22 protein-coding genes are annotated in these 17,128 nt (G+C 60.3%); 8 read left to right on the forward strand and 14 right to left on the reverse strand.

Going from position 1 to position 17,128, the window contains the following annotated elements; genetic code table 11:
* Positions 1-220, forward strand: a 220-nt coding sequence (locus B3527_RS14300; protein WP_290489785.1) for a hypothetical protein, incomplete at its 5' end; no start/stop codon positions are given.
* 353 nt (positions 221-573) lie between these two features.
* Here B3527_RS14300 and B3527_RS14305 read toward each other — a convergent pair.
* Complete coding sequence (locus B3527_RS14305; RefSeq protein ID WP_290480310.1) at positions 574-1,251, reverse strand: DUF1013 domain-containing protein; 678 nt, start codon at positions 1,249-1,251, stop codon at positions 574-576.
* A 135-nt stretch (positions 1,252-1,386) separates the two neighbouring features.
* On the reverse strand, positions 1,387-2,364 hold the full coding sequence (locus B3527_RS14310) for an NAD(P)H-quinone oxidoreductase (protein ID WP_290480311.1): 978 nt from the start codon (positions 2,362-2,364) through the stop codon (positions 1,387-1,389).
* Between the two features lie 93 nt (positions 2,365-2,457).
* Here B3527_RS14310 and B3527_RS14315 point away from each other — a divergent pair, with 93 nt between their 5' ends.
* Positions 2,458-2,643, forward strand: coding sequence for a DUF1192 domain-containing protein (locus tag B3527_RS14315; RefSeq protein ID WP_034817216.1), 186 nt, complete (start codon positions 2,458-2,460; stop codon positions 2,641-2,643).
* A 63-nt stretch (positions 2,644-2,706) separates the two neighbouring features.
* A complete protein-coding gene (locus B3527_RS14320) occupies positions 2,707-3,255 on the forward strand; it encodes a DUF1465 family protein (RefSeq protein ID WP_206991780.1) in 549 nt (182 codons plus the stop codon).
* Positions 3,256-3,271: 16 nt separating this feature from the next.
* On the opposite strand, the gene B3527_RS14325 is transcribed toward B3527_RS14320, so the two are convergent.
* Both B3527_RS14325 and B3527_RS14330 read right to left on the reverse strand, forming a co-directional pair.
* Positions 3,272-4,330 (reverse strand): acyltransferase family protein, encoded by a 1,059-nt coding sequence (locus B3527_RS14325; RefSeq protein ID WP_290480312.1) that lies wholly within the window; start codon positions 4,328-4,330, stop codon positions 3,272-3,274.
* Positions 4,331-4,386: 56 nt separating this feature from the next.
* Entirely contained in the window at positions 4,387-4,986 is a 600-nt protein-coding gene (locus tag B3527_RS14330) for a TetR/AcrR family transcriptional regulator (protein WP_290480313.1), read from the reverse strand.
* Between the two features lie 151 nt (positions 4,987-5,137).
* Between B3527_RS14330 and B3527_RS14335 the strand changes: the two genes are divergently transcribed.
* On the forward strand, positions 5,138-5,761 hold the full coding sequence (locus tag B3527_RS14335; protein ID WP_034817223.1) for a carbonic anhydrase: 624 nt from the start codon (positions 5,138-5,140) through the stop codon (positions 5,759-5,761).
* Between the two features lie 18 nt (positions 5,762-5,779).
* Here the strand turns inward: B3527_RS14335 and B3527_RS14340 are convergent, their stop codons facing one another.
* The 3 genes from B3527_RS14340 to ppa are packed head-to-tail and all read right to left on the reverse strand — an operon-like array spanning position 5,780 to position 8,126.
* Complete coding sequence (locus tag B3527_RS14340) at positions 5,780-6,403, reverse strand: LysE family translocator (RefSeq protein ID WP_290480314.1); 624 nt, start codon at positions 6,401-6,403, stop codon at positions 5,780-5,782.
* Positions 6,404-7,570, reverse strand: a complete 1,167-nt coding sequence (locus tag B3527_RS14345) for a sialidase family protein (RefSeq protein ID WP_290480315.1) — start codon at positions 7,568-7,570, stop codon at positions 6,404-6,406.
* 19 nt (positions 7,571-7,589) lie between these two features.
* Positions 7,590-8,126, reverse strand: coding sequence for an inorganic diphosphatase (gene ppa, locus B3527_RS14350; RefSeq protein ID WP_034817227.1), 537 nt, complete (start codon positions 8,124-8,126; stop codon positions 7,590-7,592).
* A gap of 172 nt (positions 8,127-8,298) precedes the next feature.
* Between ppa and B3527_RS14355 the strand changes: the two genes are divergently transcribed.
* A complete protein-coding gene (locus B3527_RS14355) occupies positions 8,299-8,709 on the forward strand; it encodes an MAPEG family protein (protein WP_206991785.1) in 411 nt (136 codons plus the stop codon).
* Between the two features lie 7 nt (positions 8,710-8,716).
* Here B3527_RS14355 and B3527_RS14360 read toward each other — a convergent pair whose 3' ends face one another.
* Both B3527_RS14360 and B3527_RS14365 read right to left on the reverse strand, forming a co-directional pair.
* Positions 8,717-9,331 (reverse strand): TIGR02466 family protein, encoded by a 615-nt coding sequence (locus B3527_RS14360; RefSeq protein ID WP_290480316.1) that lies wholly within the window; start codon positions 9,329-9,331, stop codon positions 8,717-8,719.
* An 88-nt stretch (positions 9,332-9,419) separates the two neighbouring features.
* The gene (locus tag B3527_RS14365; protein ID WP_290480317.1) at positions 9,420-10,319 is read right to left on the reverse strand and encodes a class I SAM-dependent methyltransferase; all 900 of its coding nucleotides are present in this window, start codon (positions 10,317-10,319) and stop codon (positions 9,420-9,422) included.
* A gap of 198 nt (positions 10,320-10,517) precedes the next feature.
* On the opposite strand from B3527_RS14365, the gene B3527_RS14370 reads away from it, so the two are divergent.
* Positions 10,518-10,997: an Hsp20 family protein gene (locus B3527_RS14370; RefSeq protein ID WP_034817234.1), complete on the forward strand. Its 480-nt coding sequence runs from the start codon at positions 10,518-10,520 to the stop codon at positions 10,995-10,997.
* 63 nt (positions 10,998-11,060) lie between these two features.
* On the opposite strand, the gene B3527_RS14375 is transcribed toward B3527_RS14370, so the two are convergent.
* On the reverse strand, positions 11,061-11,936 hold the full coding sequence (locus B3527_RS14375) for a LysR family transcriptional regulator (protein ID WP_206991787.1): 876 nt from the start codon (positions 11,934-11,936) through the stop codon (positions 11,061-11,063).
* Between the two features lie 94 nt (positions 11,937-12,030).
* Between B3527_RS14375 and B3527_RS14380 the strand changes: the two genes are divergently transcribed.
* Entirely contained in the window at positions 12,031-12,408 is a 378-nt protein-coding gene (locus tag B3527_RS14380) for a hypothetical protein (protein ID WP_206991788.1), read from the forward strand.
* A 74-nt stretch (positions 12,409-12,482) separates the two neighbouring features.
* Here the strand turns inward: B3527_RS14380 and B3527_RS14385 are convergent, their stop codons facing one another.
* Complete coding sequence (locus B3527_RS14385) at positions 12,483-13,481, reverse strand: glutathione S-transferase family protein (RefSeq protein ID WP_290481852.1); 999 nt, start codon at positions 13,479-13,481, stop codon at positions 12,483-12,485.
* A 128-nt stretch (positions 13,482-13,609) separates the two neighbouring features.
* On the opposite strand from B3527_RS14385, the gene B3527_RS14390 reads away from it, so the two are divergent.
* The gene (locus B3527_RS14390) at positions 13,610-14,659 is read left to right on the forward strand and encodes a glycosyltransferase (RefSeq protein ID WP_290480318.1); all 1,050 of its coding nucleotides are present in this window, start codon (positions 13,610-13,612) and stop codon (positions 14,657-14,659) included.
* Here B3527_RS14390 and B3527_RS14395 read toward each other — a convergent pair.
* From B3527_RS14395 to B3527_RS14405, 3 genes are read right to left on the reverse strand one after another with little or no spacing between them, the layout of a single operon-like run.
* Positions 14,656-15,111 (reverse strand): bifunctional diaminohydroxyphosphoribosylaminopyrimidine deaminase/5-amino-6-(5-phosphoribosylamino)uracil reductase RibD, encoded by a 456-nt coding sequence (locus tag B3527_RS14395; protein WP_290480319.1) that lies wholly within the window; start codon positions 15,109-15,111, stop codon positions 14,656-14,658. The two genes, B3527_RS14390 and B3527_RS14395, sit on opposite strands and share 4 nt — an antisense overlap.
* Entirely contained in the window at positions 15,108-15,821 is a 714-nt protein-coding gene (gene gpmA, locus B3527_RS14400; protein WP_290480320.1) for a 2,3-diphosphoglycerate-dependent phosphoglycerate mutase, read from the reverse strand. The genes B3527_RS14395 and gpmA overlap by 4 nt, the downstream gene beginning before the upstream one ends.
* Positions 15,822-15,876: 55 nt before the next feature.
* The gene (locus B3527_RS14405; protein ID WP_290480321.1) at positions 15,877-17,019 is read right to left on the reverse strand and encodes an AGE family epimerase/isomerase; all 1,143 of its coding nucleotides are present in this window, start codon (positions 17,017-17,019) and stop codon (positions 15,877-15,879) included.
* Positions 17,020-17,128: the final 109 nt, after the last annotated feature.

Raw genomic sequence — 17,128 nt, forward strand, 5'->3', positions numbered from 1 at the left:
TCGTTACCGGCGCCGCGCGAACGCTGCCACCGTGCTTTTGACACGTATGGCCCATCCGGGGATTTCTCCCGTGCGACCGGACGAGGCGGTTTCCCAACTTGCCTTCGCAAGCTCACCCTGGCCTGACCTGCCTAGGGCCGTGCGAGACCGTATGCCTCCCGCCCAGCCCATCCTGTCCCTGACCCCACAACCAGAACGGTACCTGATCCGGCTCCTGTGAGAGCAGAGGCTTAGTATGGGGCAGGGAGTTTTCAGACGGATAGGGAGCGCAAATTCCCAGCTCCGAAGATACCTGCGCAGGCAGGTATCCATCTCCTGAAGCTGCCTCATGTGCATGGGTAGAAGTCCCGAGATGGACCCCTGCCTACGCAGGGGGCATCGGAGGAGAATGATCTCTATCCCACAAACCGTATCCTCGGCGCATGCCGGGGTCTCCTGCCGAAGCCAGACGGAGCCAGCCGGACGAAACCCCGGCATGCGCCGGAGAAGTGGGGGAGGGGACTGGCGTCCCACTCCACAAAAAAAGGCCGGCGCTGAGGCCGGCCTTTTCGAGTTTGTTCTGCGAGGGCGTGCCTAGCTGAAATTCTTGAAGATGTCGTCTGCGGACACGCTGCCGCCATTGTCCTCGGCGGGCTTTTCTTCGGGTTCGTAGGCGCTCGCTTCGTCCTGTGCCGGGGCAAGGCCCGGGCCTTCGAACTTCTCGGCCTTCTCGGCTTCCAGTTTGCGGCGCTTGTCAGCCGATTTCGCGATCACTTCATCAAGCTCGATCTGTGTACAGAGGCCGAGCGTCACAGGATCGACCGGACGGATGTTCGGTGAGTTCCAGTGCGATTTGTCCCGCACATTGTTGATGGTCGACTTGGTTGTGCCGATCAGCTTAGAAATTTGCGCGTCAGAGACTTCCGGGTGGTTGCGAATGAACCATGCCACGGCGTCGGGCTTGTCCTGACGGCGGATGACCGGTGTATAGCGGCTGCCCTTGCGCTTTGGCTGTGGGATATGAGCGATCTTGGAGGCAGCCTTCTTCAGCTTGTAGGCTTCATCGCCCTCGCCCTTGCGGATTTCTTCGCGCGACAGCATGCCGCCCGCAATCGGGTCAACGCCGCGCATGTTCTCGGCCACGTCGCCATCGGCGATGCCTTTGACTTCCAGATAGTGGAGGCCGCAAAAATCTGCGATTTGCGTAAAGGTGAGGCTGGTATTGTCGAGCAGCCAGACGGCGGTCGCCTTGGGCATCAGAATATCTGACATGGGGAACTCCCTGAATGAAATGGCCGCCAGAAATGCAGCCGCCCGACACATCGTGCCGGGCGGTCGGGTTTCAGACGTGCCTTAAACCTTGCTGGCCTTATAATGCCATGTCTGGGAAATTGAAAGCCGTGCGCTTCACCAGACCAGCACAATCTTGCCGGAATGGCCGCCCTTGGCCATCAGGGCCTGAGCGGCTTCGGCTTCGGCCACCGGGAACGCCTGATCCAGGATTGGCCGGATTTTGCCGGAGACGACATGGGGCCAGAAATCCTGCTCGACCGCATCGCGGATGCGGCGCTTCTCCTCGACCGGCCGGGCCCGCAGGGTCGTGGCGGCCAGGGTCAGGCGTTTCATCAGGACGGGCGCGAAATTCACCTCTGCCGTGAAGCCGTTCATATAGGCGATATTGATGATCCGGCCATCCGGGCGGGAAACCGAGATATTCTTCTGGATGTAATCCCCGCCCACCATGTCGAGCGTGACGTCAACACCGCCATCTTCCTTAACCACTTTCTCGAAATCTTCGGTTTTGTAATTGATCGCGCGATCTGCGCCGAGCTCTCTGGAGAGCGCGCATTTGTCGTCTGATCCGGCGGTTGCGTAGATTTTTGATGCGCCAGCGATCCTGGTCATTTGCAGCGCCATGACGCCGATCCCGCTGGTTCCGCCATGACACAGGAAGGCTTCACCCTTCTGGAAGTGAACCCGGTCGAATACGTTCGCCCACACCGTCATCAGCGCTTCCGGGAAGCAGGCAGCATTTACCATGTCCATGCCGTCTGGAACGGGGAAAAGCGAGCCTTCGTCGACCGCCGCAAACTCGGCATAGCCACCCCCGGCGAGAAGGCCTGCAACCCGGTCGCCGGTCTTGAATCGGCTGGTGCCATCTGACGTTTCCACAACAGTGCCGGAAATTTCCAGACCCATGATGGGGGAGGCGCCGGGGGGCGGCGGATAGGCGCCGCGGCGCTGAACCAGATCTGCCCGATTGAGACCCGAAGCGGCCACTTTGACCAGCACTTCACCCGGCTTCAGGTTCGGTTTCTCAAAATCGCCGAGCTTGAGCGGCGCGCCCTCTTCAACCAGGACGGCTTTCATCATTTCTGTTGCCATGTCGCTTGTGTTTTCCCTTCTGACTCGAGAGTCGCATCTAGGCAGCGTTTCTGCTTTGATAAGGGCTGTAACACGAATTGAAGGGTGACCCCCATGGCCGCATCTGATGAAGAGCCAATTCTGGTCAACACACCACAGACGCTGGAGCAGATGTCGGTGCAGGAATTGCATGAACGTATAGAAGTGCTCCAGGCAGGCATCGCAGCCTGCGAAGCGGAGATCGAGAAGAAGAAGTCGCAGAAATCTGCGGCGGATGCCCTGTTCGGGGGCGGCAATTAAGCGGGTGGAAAGGCTGGATTGATAAAGTCCAAATTTCCACCCCCGCGTATAGAGGTATCATTCATGGCGGCAGACACGTCACCAGACGATCAGCTCGACATCCAGGACGGGTTTACCGGCGGCAAGCTGTTTGACACGGTTTTTGCGCGCGGCATGGCACTCGTTGAAGAAACGGCCTCCTATCTGGACGGTCCGGGTCGCGAGGCTGCGACGACCTTGCCCCGTGAAGCTGGCCTCACCTATTCGGCCTGGAGCATGGAACTGACGACGCGCCTGATGCAGGCGGCGAGTTGGCTGGTGATGCAGAAAGCTGTGCGCGATGGCGAAATGCGTCGCGACGAGGCTGCGGCTCGCAAGTACCGAATCCGCCGCGAAGAGCCGGCCCTGGACGCGGCGGCACAGCAAGGTCTGGGCCTGCCGACGCGGTTCCTGGATCTGGTTGCGCGGTCGGAAGCCTTGTTCGAGCAGATTTGCAGACTGGATGACGCGCTCTATGGCCAGTCCCGCAAACCGATGGCCGCCAATCCCGTGATCGATCAGATCAGCCAATTGCAACGGGCTGCCGAAACCGGCGCGTTTGACCCGTTGATGGTGTGGCACCGCGCCAAATAAGGCGCACCTTTTCCAATCAGGCTTCTTCGACCCGGTCGGTAGCTGATCCGATCAGCTGGCCGCCCCGGCTGAGTTCCGCGCCCTTGAGGCGGAACCTCATCGGTCGACGATAGAGCGCCTTGAGCGGGGTCCGACGCACGAGCCGGTGAAACGCCAATGACAAGGCGATCGCGATCAGGCCAATCGCCAGGCTGGTAAGGCCGGGCTCTGGCAGGAGACCACTCCGGGCCAGCAGGGTTTGCGCGGCCGTCATGGGCAGGAAATAGGTCAGATAGATCACGAACTGCGCCCGCCCGATATATTGCATGGCCGCGCCATGCCGCGTGTTGGCCAAGCGTGTCGCCAGGGCGATCAGGGCAAACGCGCCAGCAAAGCCGAGCACCAGGCTGATAATGGGCAATGTGGCCGTACCCTGCGCGACCAGGACCGTGTTGATGGCGGCCCAGATGATCAGTGCGACCGGTACATCCGAGAAGCCCTCGGACAAGCGGGCTGCAAACCGGCGGAACAGGATTGCTCCGTGATAGCCTGCGAAGAAGAAGACGAAATACTGCGCGAAAGTATCAATTACGAGCCAACCCGTCTGGATCATGCCGGCCGCATGCGCCGTCTGGAGCAGGGCGGCCACAAGCAGGACTTTCGTCGGTGCGCTACGGCGTGCGAGCCATGTGGTGAGATGAAACAGCGCCAGCATGGGCAGGATCCAAAGCCCCGATGTGGGCTGTGCCAGACCGCTCAGCATTGCGCTCGCAATGACAAGCGGGTTTGACGTGACGTGCGGTGCGTAGAGGATGACGGTCTGGATGATCAGCCAAACGACGTAGAAATAGACGAATCGGAGCACTTTTCGATCGAAAAACGTCGATTTCGATCCGAATAGCGTACGGGGAAGGAACAAGCCGGACATGAGGAACAGCGTCGGCAGGATGATGGGAGCTGCCCAGGCGGCGGCAAAGTGCATCCAGTTGGACTGGCCCGTCATGGCGACATACCCGTAGACAGACTGCGCCAGGACAAACCCGATAATGCAAACGCCCTTGGCGTAATCGATCCAATTGATGCGTGTAACAGACATGCAATGCCCCCGAAAACTTCAGGAGCAGCTCTGCAAATTTCACGCCATACGCGAAATCAGCTCGCGGCGTACACTTTCAGGAAGTTTGCGGACTGGGCACTACAAAAGCCCTCCCGCACAGGTGCGCGCATGATCAGAATACGGTGCCAGAGAGGCCCCAGCATTTCTTCAATCGCTTCATCAAGATCGAAATCACGTCGAATCACGCGTTTTCCGGCCAATTCGGCGAGGAGCATGCGCATGGGCATACGAATGTCGCGGTTCATCCAGGCGCGCCACAATTCGCCAGCATCCTTGTCGTCAGCAGCGGCCGTCAAGGCGACCCGCAGAACCGCGTGCCCGGCTCCGGTACGTGCGGCGGCCTCCAATGGCACGATGAGCGTGGTAATCCGTTCTTGCGGATCGCGCCCGCCATCCGGGCTGTCGGGGATCAGGGCCAAAGCCGCATCGACACACATCGCGCCGATTGACGGCCACCATTTGTAGATGGTCTGTTTGGATGCGCTGGCACGTTTGGCGACGCCATCTACGCTGAAGCCGCGCCAGCCATTCTCCGCCATCTCTATGCGTGTTGCGTCCAGAATGGCGGCCTTGGACGCTTCACTGCGCGTCGGCCCCTTCCGGGAAGACTTGCTGGTCTCCGAGGGCGTGGGCATGAACAACTCCAGTTTCTTGAATGCTGCGCTGCACTAGGTACAGCTTTTGTCAGCCAAGCATAAGGGTGAAGTAGTAAACAAACTCCCGTTTCCGCTTGCCGCGACTGCAATATGCACTAGTCAGTGCTACAGAGAAACAGGAGTTATTGGCATGAATACGGTCGAGGATCTGCTGCAAGGGTATCGCAGCTTCCGGAAGGGAATCTACTCAAAACAGGCTGCATTGTATCGGGAACTGGGCGAAGGCCAGAATCCGCGCATCATGCTGATTGCCTGCGCCGACAGCCGGGCCGAGCCTTCGGACATTTTCAATGCCGCGCCGGGCCAATTGTTCGTCGTCCGTAACGTTGCCAATCTCGTGCCGCCCTATCAGCCGGATGACGGCCTGCACGGCGTGAGCGCCGCCCTCGAATATGCGGTCAACGTGTTGAAGATAGAGCACATCGTGGTGATGGGACATGGCGGATGCGGCGGTGTCGCGGCCTCTTTGGCCGGGGAAGGCACACCGGAAATCGGCGAGTTCGTGACGCCTTGGGTACGCTTGCTGGAAGCGGCACGCGCGCGCGTTGTGGAAAGCGGATCGGTCAATCCGCAATTTGCCCTCGAATTGGAAGGTGTCGAAACGTCTCTTGGAAACCTGATGTCGTTTCCATTCGTGAAGCGGGCGGTCGAGGCGGGCGAGTTGGAACTGCACGGCGCCTGGTTTGCGATCAAGCATGGCGAACTGCACTGGCGGAACCCGAAAACCAGCCGGTTTGAGGTGATCGAGCCCTGATTCGCCCCGGAGTGGCGGTCAGTTTCCACTGGTCATAAGCGCTGCGAACAGAGCCGATACCAGCATGGCGGACGCGGCTAGGCGATTGAACCATTTCGTGAAGACGGGCGACTGGAACCGGCGGTTCATGGCGTCTGCAAGCCAAGCATAGAAGGCGAGGCCGAACATTTCGGTGATGGTCACGGTCAGCATGATCAGCAAGGCTTGCTGGACGACCGGCTTGTCCGGATCGAAATAGCTTGGCAGCAACAGGCCGAAGAAGACGAGCGCATTCGGGTTGAGCAATTGCAGGCCAACGCCGCGACCGAACAAATTGGACTTCGCAGGCGCCTGATCTGCGCGGGCGCGAGGCCGGTGCGGGTCTGCGGTGGCCATTGTCCAGGCCAACCAGGCAATGAAGCAGATACCGGCAATCTTCAGGCCCATCAGCACGAGCGGGGCCTGCGCCGCAAAGGTGGCGATGCCGGTTGCGGCGAGGGAAATCCAGACAACATTGGCGGCGGATACACCTGCGGCAGGGACCAGCGCGGTCGGCGCGCCATAGCGCAAGGATGCGCTCATCACCATCATGACGGCCGGGCCGGGGGTCAGGCCGCCAGCGAAGAACAGCGCCATCAGCGCGAGCCAGACTGACAGGTCCATTCAGCGCGCCTCCAGCGCGGAAAGGGGAATTCGGGTCAGTTCGACGTCTTCCTTGTTTGCGGTGTAGGCAATGAAGAGGAAGTCGCCTGCGACCCAGCTTTTCGGATAATGATAGCCCGGCCGCTTGTAGAGGCCCTCGGTGCGCAGGGGCTGCAGGTCATCGGCGCCGCGCAGGAGAAAGGCGCGGTCGAACACGTGGCCATCTTCTGACAGCGACACGACGAGGGGAATGCGCAGTTTGTCGCCTTTTGGCGCGTGAACGAGAAAGGCGGTGCCACCGGGTAAATTACCCGCGCTTTGCTTCGTGCGTGCGTCAGGCATGGCAGTCAGCTGCGGATGGCTCCAGCTTGCTCCGCGGTCGCAGCTTTCCGATGCAAGCTGGCGAAAGCTCGACGCCTGATCGCGGAAGACCATGACAAGACAGTCGCCGCGTTGAAACAGGCTGGGCTCCAGCTCCCGGCTCATGGGCGGGTCAGAGGGAAGGTTCTCAAACGCGCCAGCCTGCCATCCCGTCAATCCGAGCGGGTCGTCGGTGTAGAAGGGGCGCGCCCGGATACCGGGGCGCACATGGAAGGCGGTGTGAAGGCGGCCGTCATACAGGTGCGGATCCTGCTCGATCACGCCATTCACCGGCATTCCGTCTGCGCCGAGCACGGGGCGGGGCTCGGACCAGGTTTCGCCGTCATGGCTGAGGCGATAGGCGGTGTAGCCGCCGGTGCGTTTGTGGAAGCCTTCCGGCCAGACATTGATGAAAGCGACAAGCGTTTCGCCATCGGTCCACCAGCCGCCGCTGGAGCGGATCTCTTCGTCATCAGACGGTGTGGTCAGGGGACGCGGCGCGCTCCATTGATCGCCATTGTCGTCGCTGACTGAATAGGCAACCCATGTGTCCGGGGCGTCTTCATCGCGGGCCGAGCTTTGCCATTGAACGAAGACGCGGCCCTTGAAGGAGATGGGCACGGCGCCATTGCTGAACTGGTCCGTGCCGGGGCCGGGCCGAAATACGGTGATGGTCTTCGCGCCGGGCAGGGGCGAGAGGCCGAGATCGGGCGCTGAGGCGTCATACAGATCGGCCGCCGGTGCATGCAGCGCCGACGGCCGGTCTTGCAATTGGGTGCAAGCAAAAAGCGGCAGGATCAGGCAAAGTGCGAACAGGCGTTCAAACATTTGCATCCCGCCGCTGCGATCAGGCGCCTTCTGCCTGGCCGCGCTTGACGGCGGCTTCGATCAGTTCGCGGGCTTTCTCGATACCGTACCAGCCTTCGATCCGGGTCCACTTGCCTTTTTCGAGATCCTTGTAGTGCTCGAAGAAGTGCGCGGTCTTGTCGATCAGGGTCTGCGGCAGATCGTGATAGGTCGCGATCTTGTCGTAGTATGACGTCAGCTTGTTGTGCGGCACGGCGAGGATCTTCTCGTCCGGGCCCTTGTCGTCGGTCATCATCAGAACGCCGACGGGACGGGCGCGCACGACCGAGCCCGGCACCAGTGGACGATTGCCGACAACCATCACGTCGATCGGGTCGCCGTCGAGGCTGAGTGTGTGCGGCACGAAGCCGTAATTACAGGGATAGCGCATCTCGGTGTAGAGATAGCGGTCCACGAACATCGCGCCGGAATCCTTGTCGATCTCGTATTTGATCGGGTCGCCGCCGAGCGGGACCTCGATGAGCACATTGATGTCGTCTGGCGGATTGTCGCCGGTTTTGATTTTGGAAAGGTCCATAAGACGGCTCGCATCTGGCTGGAAGGTTGAAACACGGTGTGGGGTGGCGATGACGCCTGAAACAGATTGCGTCAAGAGTGGCAGTGACGCGGGAGGGTTAATGCAGCTTTTGTGCCCGAATGCTTCCCACTCGCCCAAATGGGGTTACTCTGCCGTCTGGGAGGTACACCAAATGCATTCAACACTAATTCTTTGTAGCGCGGCGCTGGTCATTCTGACCCTGTTGCTGGGCTTTTGGGTTTCGATCACGCGGGGGCGCACCAAGACCATCGCCTATGGCGCAGCGACAGATCCGACGGGGCCGATGATGAAAGCCGAGCGGGCGCATGGAAATGCCGCTGAATATACTGCGCTTCTGGTCGGGCTTTTTGTCATCACCGGCTTTGCCTATGCGGGGCGCGACCTTGGAATCGCCGTGACGAGCCTTGTTGTGGCGATCACCCTGTCTCGTTTTCTGCATGCGCTTGGCTGCCTGGTCTGTGCAACGCTGGAAAAGCCGCATCCGCTTAAAGTCCTGGGTGCGCTCGTCACCTATGTTGGCGGACTGGCGCTGGCGATCATGGTGATTGGAAAAGTGCTGTAGGCGCCCGTCAGTCGCGCTTCAGGGCGTAATTGAAACTGATCGAGAGTCGCGGTTCCTCGCCCATATTGGCGGGGACTTCATGGCGCAGCCAGCTTTCCCACAGGATGGCGTGGCCGACTTCGGGCTCAAGATAGACAAAGCGGCGGCGGTCTTCTGGCGCGTCATCGCGCATTTGCGGCGCGGCCATCATGCGCGACAGGCGCGGGTCTTCCAGTTTCAGCCGAGACGCGCCGTCTGGCGTGGAGACGTAATAGGTTCCTGAAATCACGCTGCCGGGGTGGATATGATTGGAGTGGCCAAAGCCGGGCTCCAGAATGTTCACCCAGATCGCGTCGAGTTCCAGGGTGAAGCCCTCCATGTCCCAGTCGAGTTCCGTCGCAAAGTCAGTCGCGACGGTATCGAGCAAGGCTTTCAGCTCCGCAAATTCCGGGAACCGGTCCGGCAAGTCGTCGAGAGATGCGTAGGATGTGTACCCGCCATAGCCTTCGGTCTCGCACCACGCATTCCCGGCGGCGTCATCCTCGGCCAGCACCCAGCAGACATGTTCGAGCCGTGTCGCCAGATCGCTATCGCCAACGGGCTGGGTCCGCACCAAAGTGGGGAAGAGGGTCTTTGTGGTCATGGGCCGCTCTTTAGGCGGAGCAAGGCGCAAAAGAAAGAGCCCGCCACCTTCTGCAAGGTCGCGGGCTCATCTTCAGAACTTGGCCGCTCTATTCGGCAGGCTTGACGAATTTCAGCGTCATGCGGTCGCTTTCGCCGATTTCGGCATAGGCAGCAGCGTCAAAACCGTCCGGAGTGTTGCCTTCCCGGTCCTGCGTGGCGTTGACCGGGGGCAGCGTCCAGACCCCAAACGGGTGATCCGCAGTATCGGCCGGATTGGCATTGATCTCGCTGGCTTCGACAAACTCGAACCCGGCCGCTTCGGCGAGGGATTTGACATAATCCTCATGGACGTAACCCGAAGAGGCCGTCGGGTCTTGTGTGGCCGTTGAAGGCAGGCGATGTTCGACCACGCCCAACACGCCGCCGGGCTTCAGAGCGGCACAGGCGTCCGTGAAAAATTTCTCGGTGTATCCGCCGCTCATCCAATTGTGGAGGTTGCGGAAGGTCAGTACGACATCGGCTGTCCCGGCCTCGGTCAGCGGGCCACTCTCGGCCGAAAAGGCGCTGTATTCGATCGTGCCGAATTTCGGGTCGTCATAATTCGCCTGGAATTCTGCAAGGCGCTCGGCGATTCGGGCGCGACGGTCTTCATCGCCAATATTCGGGTCGAAATAGGCTGCGACCAGTGTGCCACCGCCACTGGCAAGATAGGGCGCGATGACATTTGTGTACCAGCCGCCGCCGGGCCACAGCTCGACCACTTTGTCATCCGCTTCCACCCCGAAGAATTCGAGCGTTTCTTTCGGGTGACGCCAGGCGTCGCGCGCCTTTTCGGCATCCGTGCGGTGTTCGCCAGCGATCGCGGCGTCCAGCGGCGAGGCTTCGGTCGAGGCTGTCTCGACCGGCGGGGTTTCGGGGGCGGGCGTCTCTGATGCGGGTGTCTCTGGCTGGCCGCAAGCTGCCAGAACCAGTGCAGACAGGGCGATCATCGGGGTCAATTGCTTCACAGGGTGTCTCCTCAACAGGCCTCTTGAACCTCTCCTTACGCTACCCACATAGATCATGTCACGGTGCCGTAAATCGGGCTGTGACCGGTATCTGTCCCAACGCCGAATTCGGGTTGGTTCTTTTCAGGTGCTGAACATCCATCCGGGCGCTCCCCGAACGGGTTGCCCGCAGTTGCTTGATTTAAGAGGACTGAACACATGAGCAATATCGACCTTACCCCCCTTTACCGTACCGTTGTCGGCTTTGACCGGCTTGCGGGCATGATTGATCAGGCGTCTCGCCTCGACGGGTCACAAGGCTATCCCCCATACAATATCGAACGCGTTGACGAAAACGCCTTCGCCATCGAGATCGCGGTCGCGGGATTTACCGAAGATGACCTCGAGATCGAGACGAAAGAAGGCTTGCTGACTGTGGCCGGCAAGCGCGGCGAGAATGAAGACGGCGAGGGCCGCAACTATCTGCATCGCGGCATTGCCCAGCGCAGCTTTATCCGGCGCTATCAGCTGGCCGACCATGTCATCGTGACCGGTGCCAATCTGCAGCACGGCGTGCTGCGCATCGACCTTATTCGCGAGCTTCCTGAAGAGAAGAAACCTCGCAAGATCGAGATTGGCGCCCCGGCAAAGTCGGAGCCGAAACTGATCGGCAAGAAATCGGCCAGCAACGCGGCCTAAACGCCGAGTTCTGATCAGATAAGAGAACGGCGCGTCCAGAGATGGGCGCGCCGTTTTTTGCATTCAGGCCCAGAAGTGTGGTGCCAGGTTTCCTGACAGCGTGGCGGCGGCCTTTTCTCGCAGGATTTGCAGCGCAGGCTGGATCGCATCCGTGTCTGACTCTGACTGATAGGCCGCGAACACAGGATAGGCGATGGTCGGGACATCCGGGACTTCGAAAAGGAACCCCTTTGCCAGATGGGTTTCGACCAAGCGCCGAGGCAAATACCCTGCGGCTTCACTGGCGATGAGGAAGGACGGCCCGAAGAATCCCAGGGCGACTGTGGTCCTTGGCTCCATGAGCTTTGGCAGGATCTGGGCGTGCCGGTCACGATACTCTTCGCCCCAGTCGACATAGACATAACGGTCTTCGAATTCGCCCTTTGGATCGGTGGTGACCATGATGAGATCGTCATCCATCAAGTGTTCCACCGCGATATCGGTGCGCAGGCGAGGTTGATGCAGCACTGCGATGTCCAGAAGCCCTTCTGACAAAAGGCGTGACAGGGAAAGGGGCGTGCCGGCCTCCGCCTTGAAGGCGACGTTTGTCATTTGCTCCTGCATCTCCACAAGTGCCTGGGAGAGGAAGCGGGCCCAGAGATTGTACTGCCCACCGAGGATCAGCATATCGTCAAAGGTTTCCGGAATCCCGGCCTGCTGACGACCTTGCTCCCATGCGCGCACAATTGTCCGGGCATATCGTTCGAAATGATAGCCGTGTGATGTCAGCCGGGCGCCGGCTTTCGATCGTGCGAACACTCTTTGTCCGAGGCGATCTTCCAGCGTCCGGATCCGGGCGCTCACCGTGGACTGGGTGACGTGTACCTTGTCCGCCGCACCCTGAAACGTGCCGGTTTCAATGACTGCCAGGAATGTGCGAGCGACTTCAACATCAATCATTCAATATTCCGATTTCAAGCATCGATTAAATTCGTTATTCGAATTCCATGTAACTCCCTATCTAGGCAGCATGTCAGATCAAGGAGAAACGACAATGAAAACCCATCTCATCGCCGGTCTCGCCGCACTCACTCTGCTTGGCGCCTGCGCTTCCGCGGCTGCCGCACCAGCCGTCTCGTCCAACATTTCCATGTCCGATCTCGATCGGAAGGAACTGAAGCAGTGGAACAAAGCCGAGAAAGACATTCGCAAGGGTGAGAAGCTCATCGCGGAGGGTAACAAGGACCTTGAAAAGGGCGAGGAAATGGTCCGCAAGGCCCGTCAGGCGCTTCGCAAGGGCGAAGACAAGGTCGCCGATGCTGAGGCGGATGTCCGAAAGGGTGAACGCCTTGTCGCGGACGCGCGGAACGTCCAGACGCGGCTTGAAGTGCTCAACCCTGCGCCCGCCGAAACCGGGTCGCCCGAGTCCTGATATAGACAAAACCAAAGAAAACGGCGCGACCACAGGGACGCGCCGTTTTTCTATTTGCGAATTGTCTCTGGCGGCTAGCCGAAGAATTTCGAGCAACCGGCTTCCGACAGGAAGCCTTTAAGAGCGTCGTCGCTGAGCGAAGCGCCGACCGCCTTGCGGACGGAATCATAGGCGCGGGCAGCATAGGTTTGCGTGGTCTGTTCAAAGCTGCCGCCCTCGATGGATGCGGAAACATTCTTGTCACCGCGTTCGGCGGCTTTTGAATTGGCCTTGGCCCAGGGCAGATAGGTTTTCGAGACTTCCTCGGCAAACAGCGGCGTCAGCGTGGGCGCAAGCGCTTCCAGCGACGCGAAAGGCGCGCCCGGTTTGGGATCTTCCATATTCTCGATCCAGGCAACCACAAAGGGGGCGTGCTTCTTGAGCCATTCGGCCGGGGTCTTGTCCATCATCATCTGTTGGAACTGCGCGGCGAGGGCGAAATCGGCCGCGGACGGACGACCGCCGAAGATGTAGAGTTGCTCGGTCAAATGCGCGTTGAGAAGCGTTGCAAAGCGTTCGAACGAGGCTTTCAGCATGTCTGCATTTGCGCTGTCGGCGCCAACCAGATTCAGACGGTCGGCCATGCGTTCGGCAATTTGCTTCTGGGCCTTCTTGTAGGCGCGGGGGCGCTTGCCGCCATAGAGCTGGACCAGCACACGCAGGGCAGCGTCTTCGCGGTCGGGCTTCTGGCTCCAACGTTCGAGGAACATGATCTTGTTCAGCCATTCATCCGCATAGTCTTCAAGGATCAGCGCAAGGGTCGACGTGGCAACGTCGTCCGGAACGGCCGTAGGCTCCGGATGGTCTTCCTCAAGGGCGGAAATGATTGCCGTGGAATCCTGATTGGCCGATCGCGAAGGGGAGACCAGCAGCGGCACAGAGGCCACGCGCGCCAATGCCTGGAATTCTTCCTCATTCTCGCGTGAGCGGGATACCCAGTCGAAATCAATATTCTTGTAGCGCAGGAACGACCGCACTTTCTGGGAATAGGGCGAGGTATCTGCGCCGAAGAGGCGATAATCGGACATGGGCATACGGCTTTCATTGTGTTTGGCCCTGTCTGTAGGCATTTCAGCACGCACTGCCAAGGAGCGTTTGCCGCAGCTGGTGATAATGGGTATGCGCTCGGTCAGAACTTGTTGGACATTGAAAGGAGCGGCAGATGCGGATCATGCACGTGATGGCGGGCGCCCAGGAAGGCGGCGCAGAGAACATCATGCTGGAATCCGTGCTGGCACTGGCAGAAGCCGGTCTGACCCAGCATGTGGTCACACGACCGGACAACCAGTTCCGCGTCCAGAAATTCCGTGAAGCCGGCATCGGGGTGGATGTGGCCGCGTTCAACAATACGTGGCCCTTCCCGACGCGGCGCGTGATTGGCGACGCGATCAAGGTCTTCAAGCCGGATGTTATCGAGTACTGGATGGGCCGCGCCGGGCAATATGCGCCGAAGGAATACCGCAATCGTTCGATTGGTTGGTATGGTGGCTATTACAAACTTGCGCGCTTCGTGAATTGCGAATGGCATGTCGGCCTGACCATCGATTTGCTGCGTCACATCCGCGAACAAGGTGTCCCGGACGATCGCTCTGCCATCGTTCACACCTATGCTGATTTTGAAGGCACTGATCCGGCCAGCCGCGCGGCGCTGGATACGCCCGAAGATGCGCCCGTTGCGCTCGCGCTGGCGCGCCTGCATGAGAAGAAGGGTCTCGACACGTTGCTGGATGCCACGGCCAAAGTGCCAGGCCTGTATGTCTGGATCGCGGGCGATGGCCCCATCGAGGCCGAGCTGAAGGCGCAGTGTACCAAACTTGGGCTGGATGATCGGGTTCGCTTCCTGGGCTGGCGCAATGATCGCGGCGCGCTGCTCGCGGCCTGCGATGTGGTGGCCTTCCCGTCCCGCTACGAGCCGTTCGGCACGGTGACCGTCGATGCATGGGCAGCGTCCCGTCCGCTGGTTGCGGCAGATGCGGTTGGCCCGGCAGCCTATGTGAAGAATGAAGTGAACGGGCTGTTGATTCCGAAAAATGATGTCGATGCGCTCGCCACGGCGCTCAGCCGGGTGATCTCGGACAAGGCGCTCGCGACAAAGCTGGTCGAAGGTGGCCGAGCCTCATATGAGCAGCAGTTCAACAAGGCCGCGTTCCAGCGCGATTCCGTGGCGCTGTATGAAAAGATCATCGCGCATGCCGGGCCATTCACTGGCTAGAGCAGGCTTGCGAAGAATTTTCGGTAAAGTCGGCGGCTCTCGCGCTGGCCAAGCCCGATCCGGACTTCAATTCCAGCGTCCCTGAGGGCGCGGATGCCCCCATTGGCGACCGGGTGTGGGTCGTCTATGGCGCAGACGACGCGGGCGATGCCGGCCTCCAGCAATTTCACGGAGCAGGATTTTCCGCCCTGGGATCGCTCGCGGCATGGCTCCAGTGTGACATAGGCGGTGCCACTTCGCGCAGCGGCTCCGGCCTCGTCCAGCGCGACCTCCTCGGCATGGGGACGCCCGCCCAGACCGGTTACCCCCGCGCCGACGACATGCCCGTCAGAGTTCAGGATGATACACCCAACCGACGGGTTTATCCCGGTGAGGCCGTGGTTGAGCCGAGCCAGGCTGTGGGCCCGTCCCATCATGCGCCGGTCGCGCCGTCGGGACGGGCGAAAGCTCATGGCAGTTCAGGAAGCGGCTTGCTGCGATCAGAGTCCAAGTAGCGAACGGAGACTGGCTTGAGCGTGTCATCCAGATCAATGTAGAGCGGATTACCGGTTGGAATCTCGATCCCGGTAATGGACTCATCCGGCACCCGGAACAGATGTTTTACCAGGGCGCGCAGGGAGTTGCCATGTGCTGCAATGACGACGTCCGTTCCGGATTTGAGCACGGGTGTGATCGCTTCTTCCCAATAGGGCAGCACACGTTCCAGTGTCAGCTTCAGACTTTCGGTGTTCGGGATATCAATGCCCTTGTAGCGGGGGTCGCCTGCCAGATCGAACTCGCTGCCAGCTTCCATCGGCGGTGGGGGAATGTCGTAGGAGCGGCGCCAGATATGAACCTGATCTTCGCCATGTTTGTCGGCAGTCTCTGCCTTGTTGAGACCGGTCAGGCCACCATAGTGGCGCTCATTCAGGCGCCAATGCTTGGTCACCGGCATCCATACGCGGTCCATCTCCGTCAGGGCGATCCAGAGCGTACGGATGGCGCGGGTCTGAACGCTGGTGAACGCGGCGCGGAAATCGGCGTCGCAGGCTTTCAGCATTTCACCGGACTTTTTGGCTTCGGCTTCGCCCTTCTCGGTCAGGTCGGCATCCCACCAGCCGGTGAACCGGTTTTGCAGGTTCCATTCGGATTGGCCGTGGCGGACAAGCGCTAATCTGGGCATGAAAAATTCCTTTTTGGTCTGTTGCGGGCCCTTTTCAGCGTAAAAGGGTCCGGGTTCAAGCTTCCATCGCCCGGATCAGCTCTGAAAATGCGAGCGTGACATGGTAGCCGGTGGACGCTGGCATGTTGGTTGAGACGATGTGGCCATCGCCATCATATTGGTCGATCCACCCGCCTTCCGGGGTGAGATATTCGTCCATGAGGATGTCGAAGCTCTGGCAGGCCGCGGCAGCGATGGCGTCGTCATCAGTCAGATTCAGCATTGCCAGATGCGCCTTGAGCGCTTCGGTCTGCGACCAGGTGCGTCGCCCCGCATTGTGGGGTGCGCCATCGCGTGTGACTTCCAGAATGGCGCGCCCGTCTGGATCCAGCGTGCTGGTGGCGAAGCTGTACAAGCGACCGGCAATGGGCGGAATTGGCTGGTCGGTTGCGCGGGCGTGCTGGCTCAATAGCCAGATCCACTCGAACTGGTGACCCGGCTCGACAATGCGCGCGGCATCGCCTGCGCCTTCTGCCCAGTCCGGGGCAAAAAATTCTCCCAGCAGGCCGCCGGGGCCTGCGGTGAATTTTGCTTGAAACAGGGAGATGAGTTCGCTGGCGCGGGTGAGATGGTCCCCTTCAGGGTCGGCCCGGTGCAGGGCCAGGCACGCTTCCAGCAAATGCATATGCGGATTTTGGCTGCGCTGGGATGGCGGCGGCAAGCTTTCGGCATAGCCGCCATTGATCCGGTCTTTCATCCGCCCGTCCAGCGCATCCAGCAGCGCCCTTGCCGAAGCGATCGCGCCGCTTCCGTCGTCCAGAGCTTCACTGGCCACGGCGAGCGCGTAGAGCGTGAAGGCGAGATCATACGTGTCGGGCGTATCGTCGACATATTCGTGGCTATCTGCGTTGAGCGTGCGACCCACGAGGCCATCTTCCCGCCGAGCCGTACCGCTGAGGGTGCGCGCGCCATGATGAACCAGATCAAGTGATATGTCTGGTTTCCAGCCGAGCAGGGCGGCCTGCGCGAAGACATAGGTTTGCCGGGCCTGCACGCGAATGCGTGTGATCTCGTCTTGTACCGGCGCGTGATCCAGAGACAGTGTTTCTCGAAACAGGCCAGACTCGCCGATTCCGCGCTCGCTCCAAAGGGGGAAGCACGCTTCAAAAAGCCAGTGACGAGCTTCCTTGGCTCGCCGCCTCAATGCCGCTTTCGACATGGAACTCGCCCCCGTTAATTGCATGCATGGCAGCGTCTACGGCTCGCCAAACCACCCAGCTTCCTGCTAACAGGAGTGCCAGTCCTTGGCTAGCGGGTGCCACCGCCGA

This window comes from Hyphomonas sp. UBA4505, from assembly GCF_002388685.1.
In the GTDB taxonomy this organism is placed as follows: Bacteria; Pseudomonadota; Alphaproteobacteria; order Caulobacterales; family Hyphomonadaceae; genus Hyphomonas.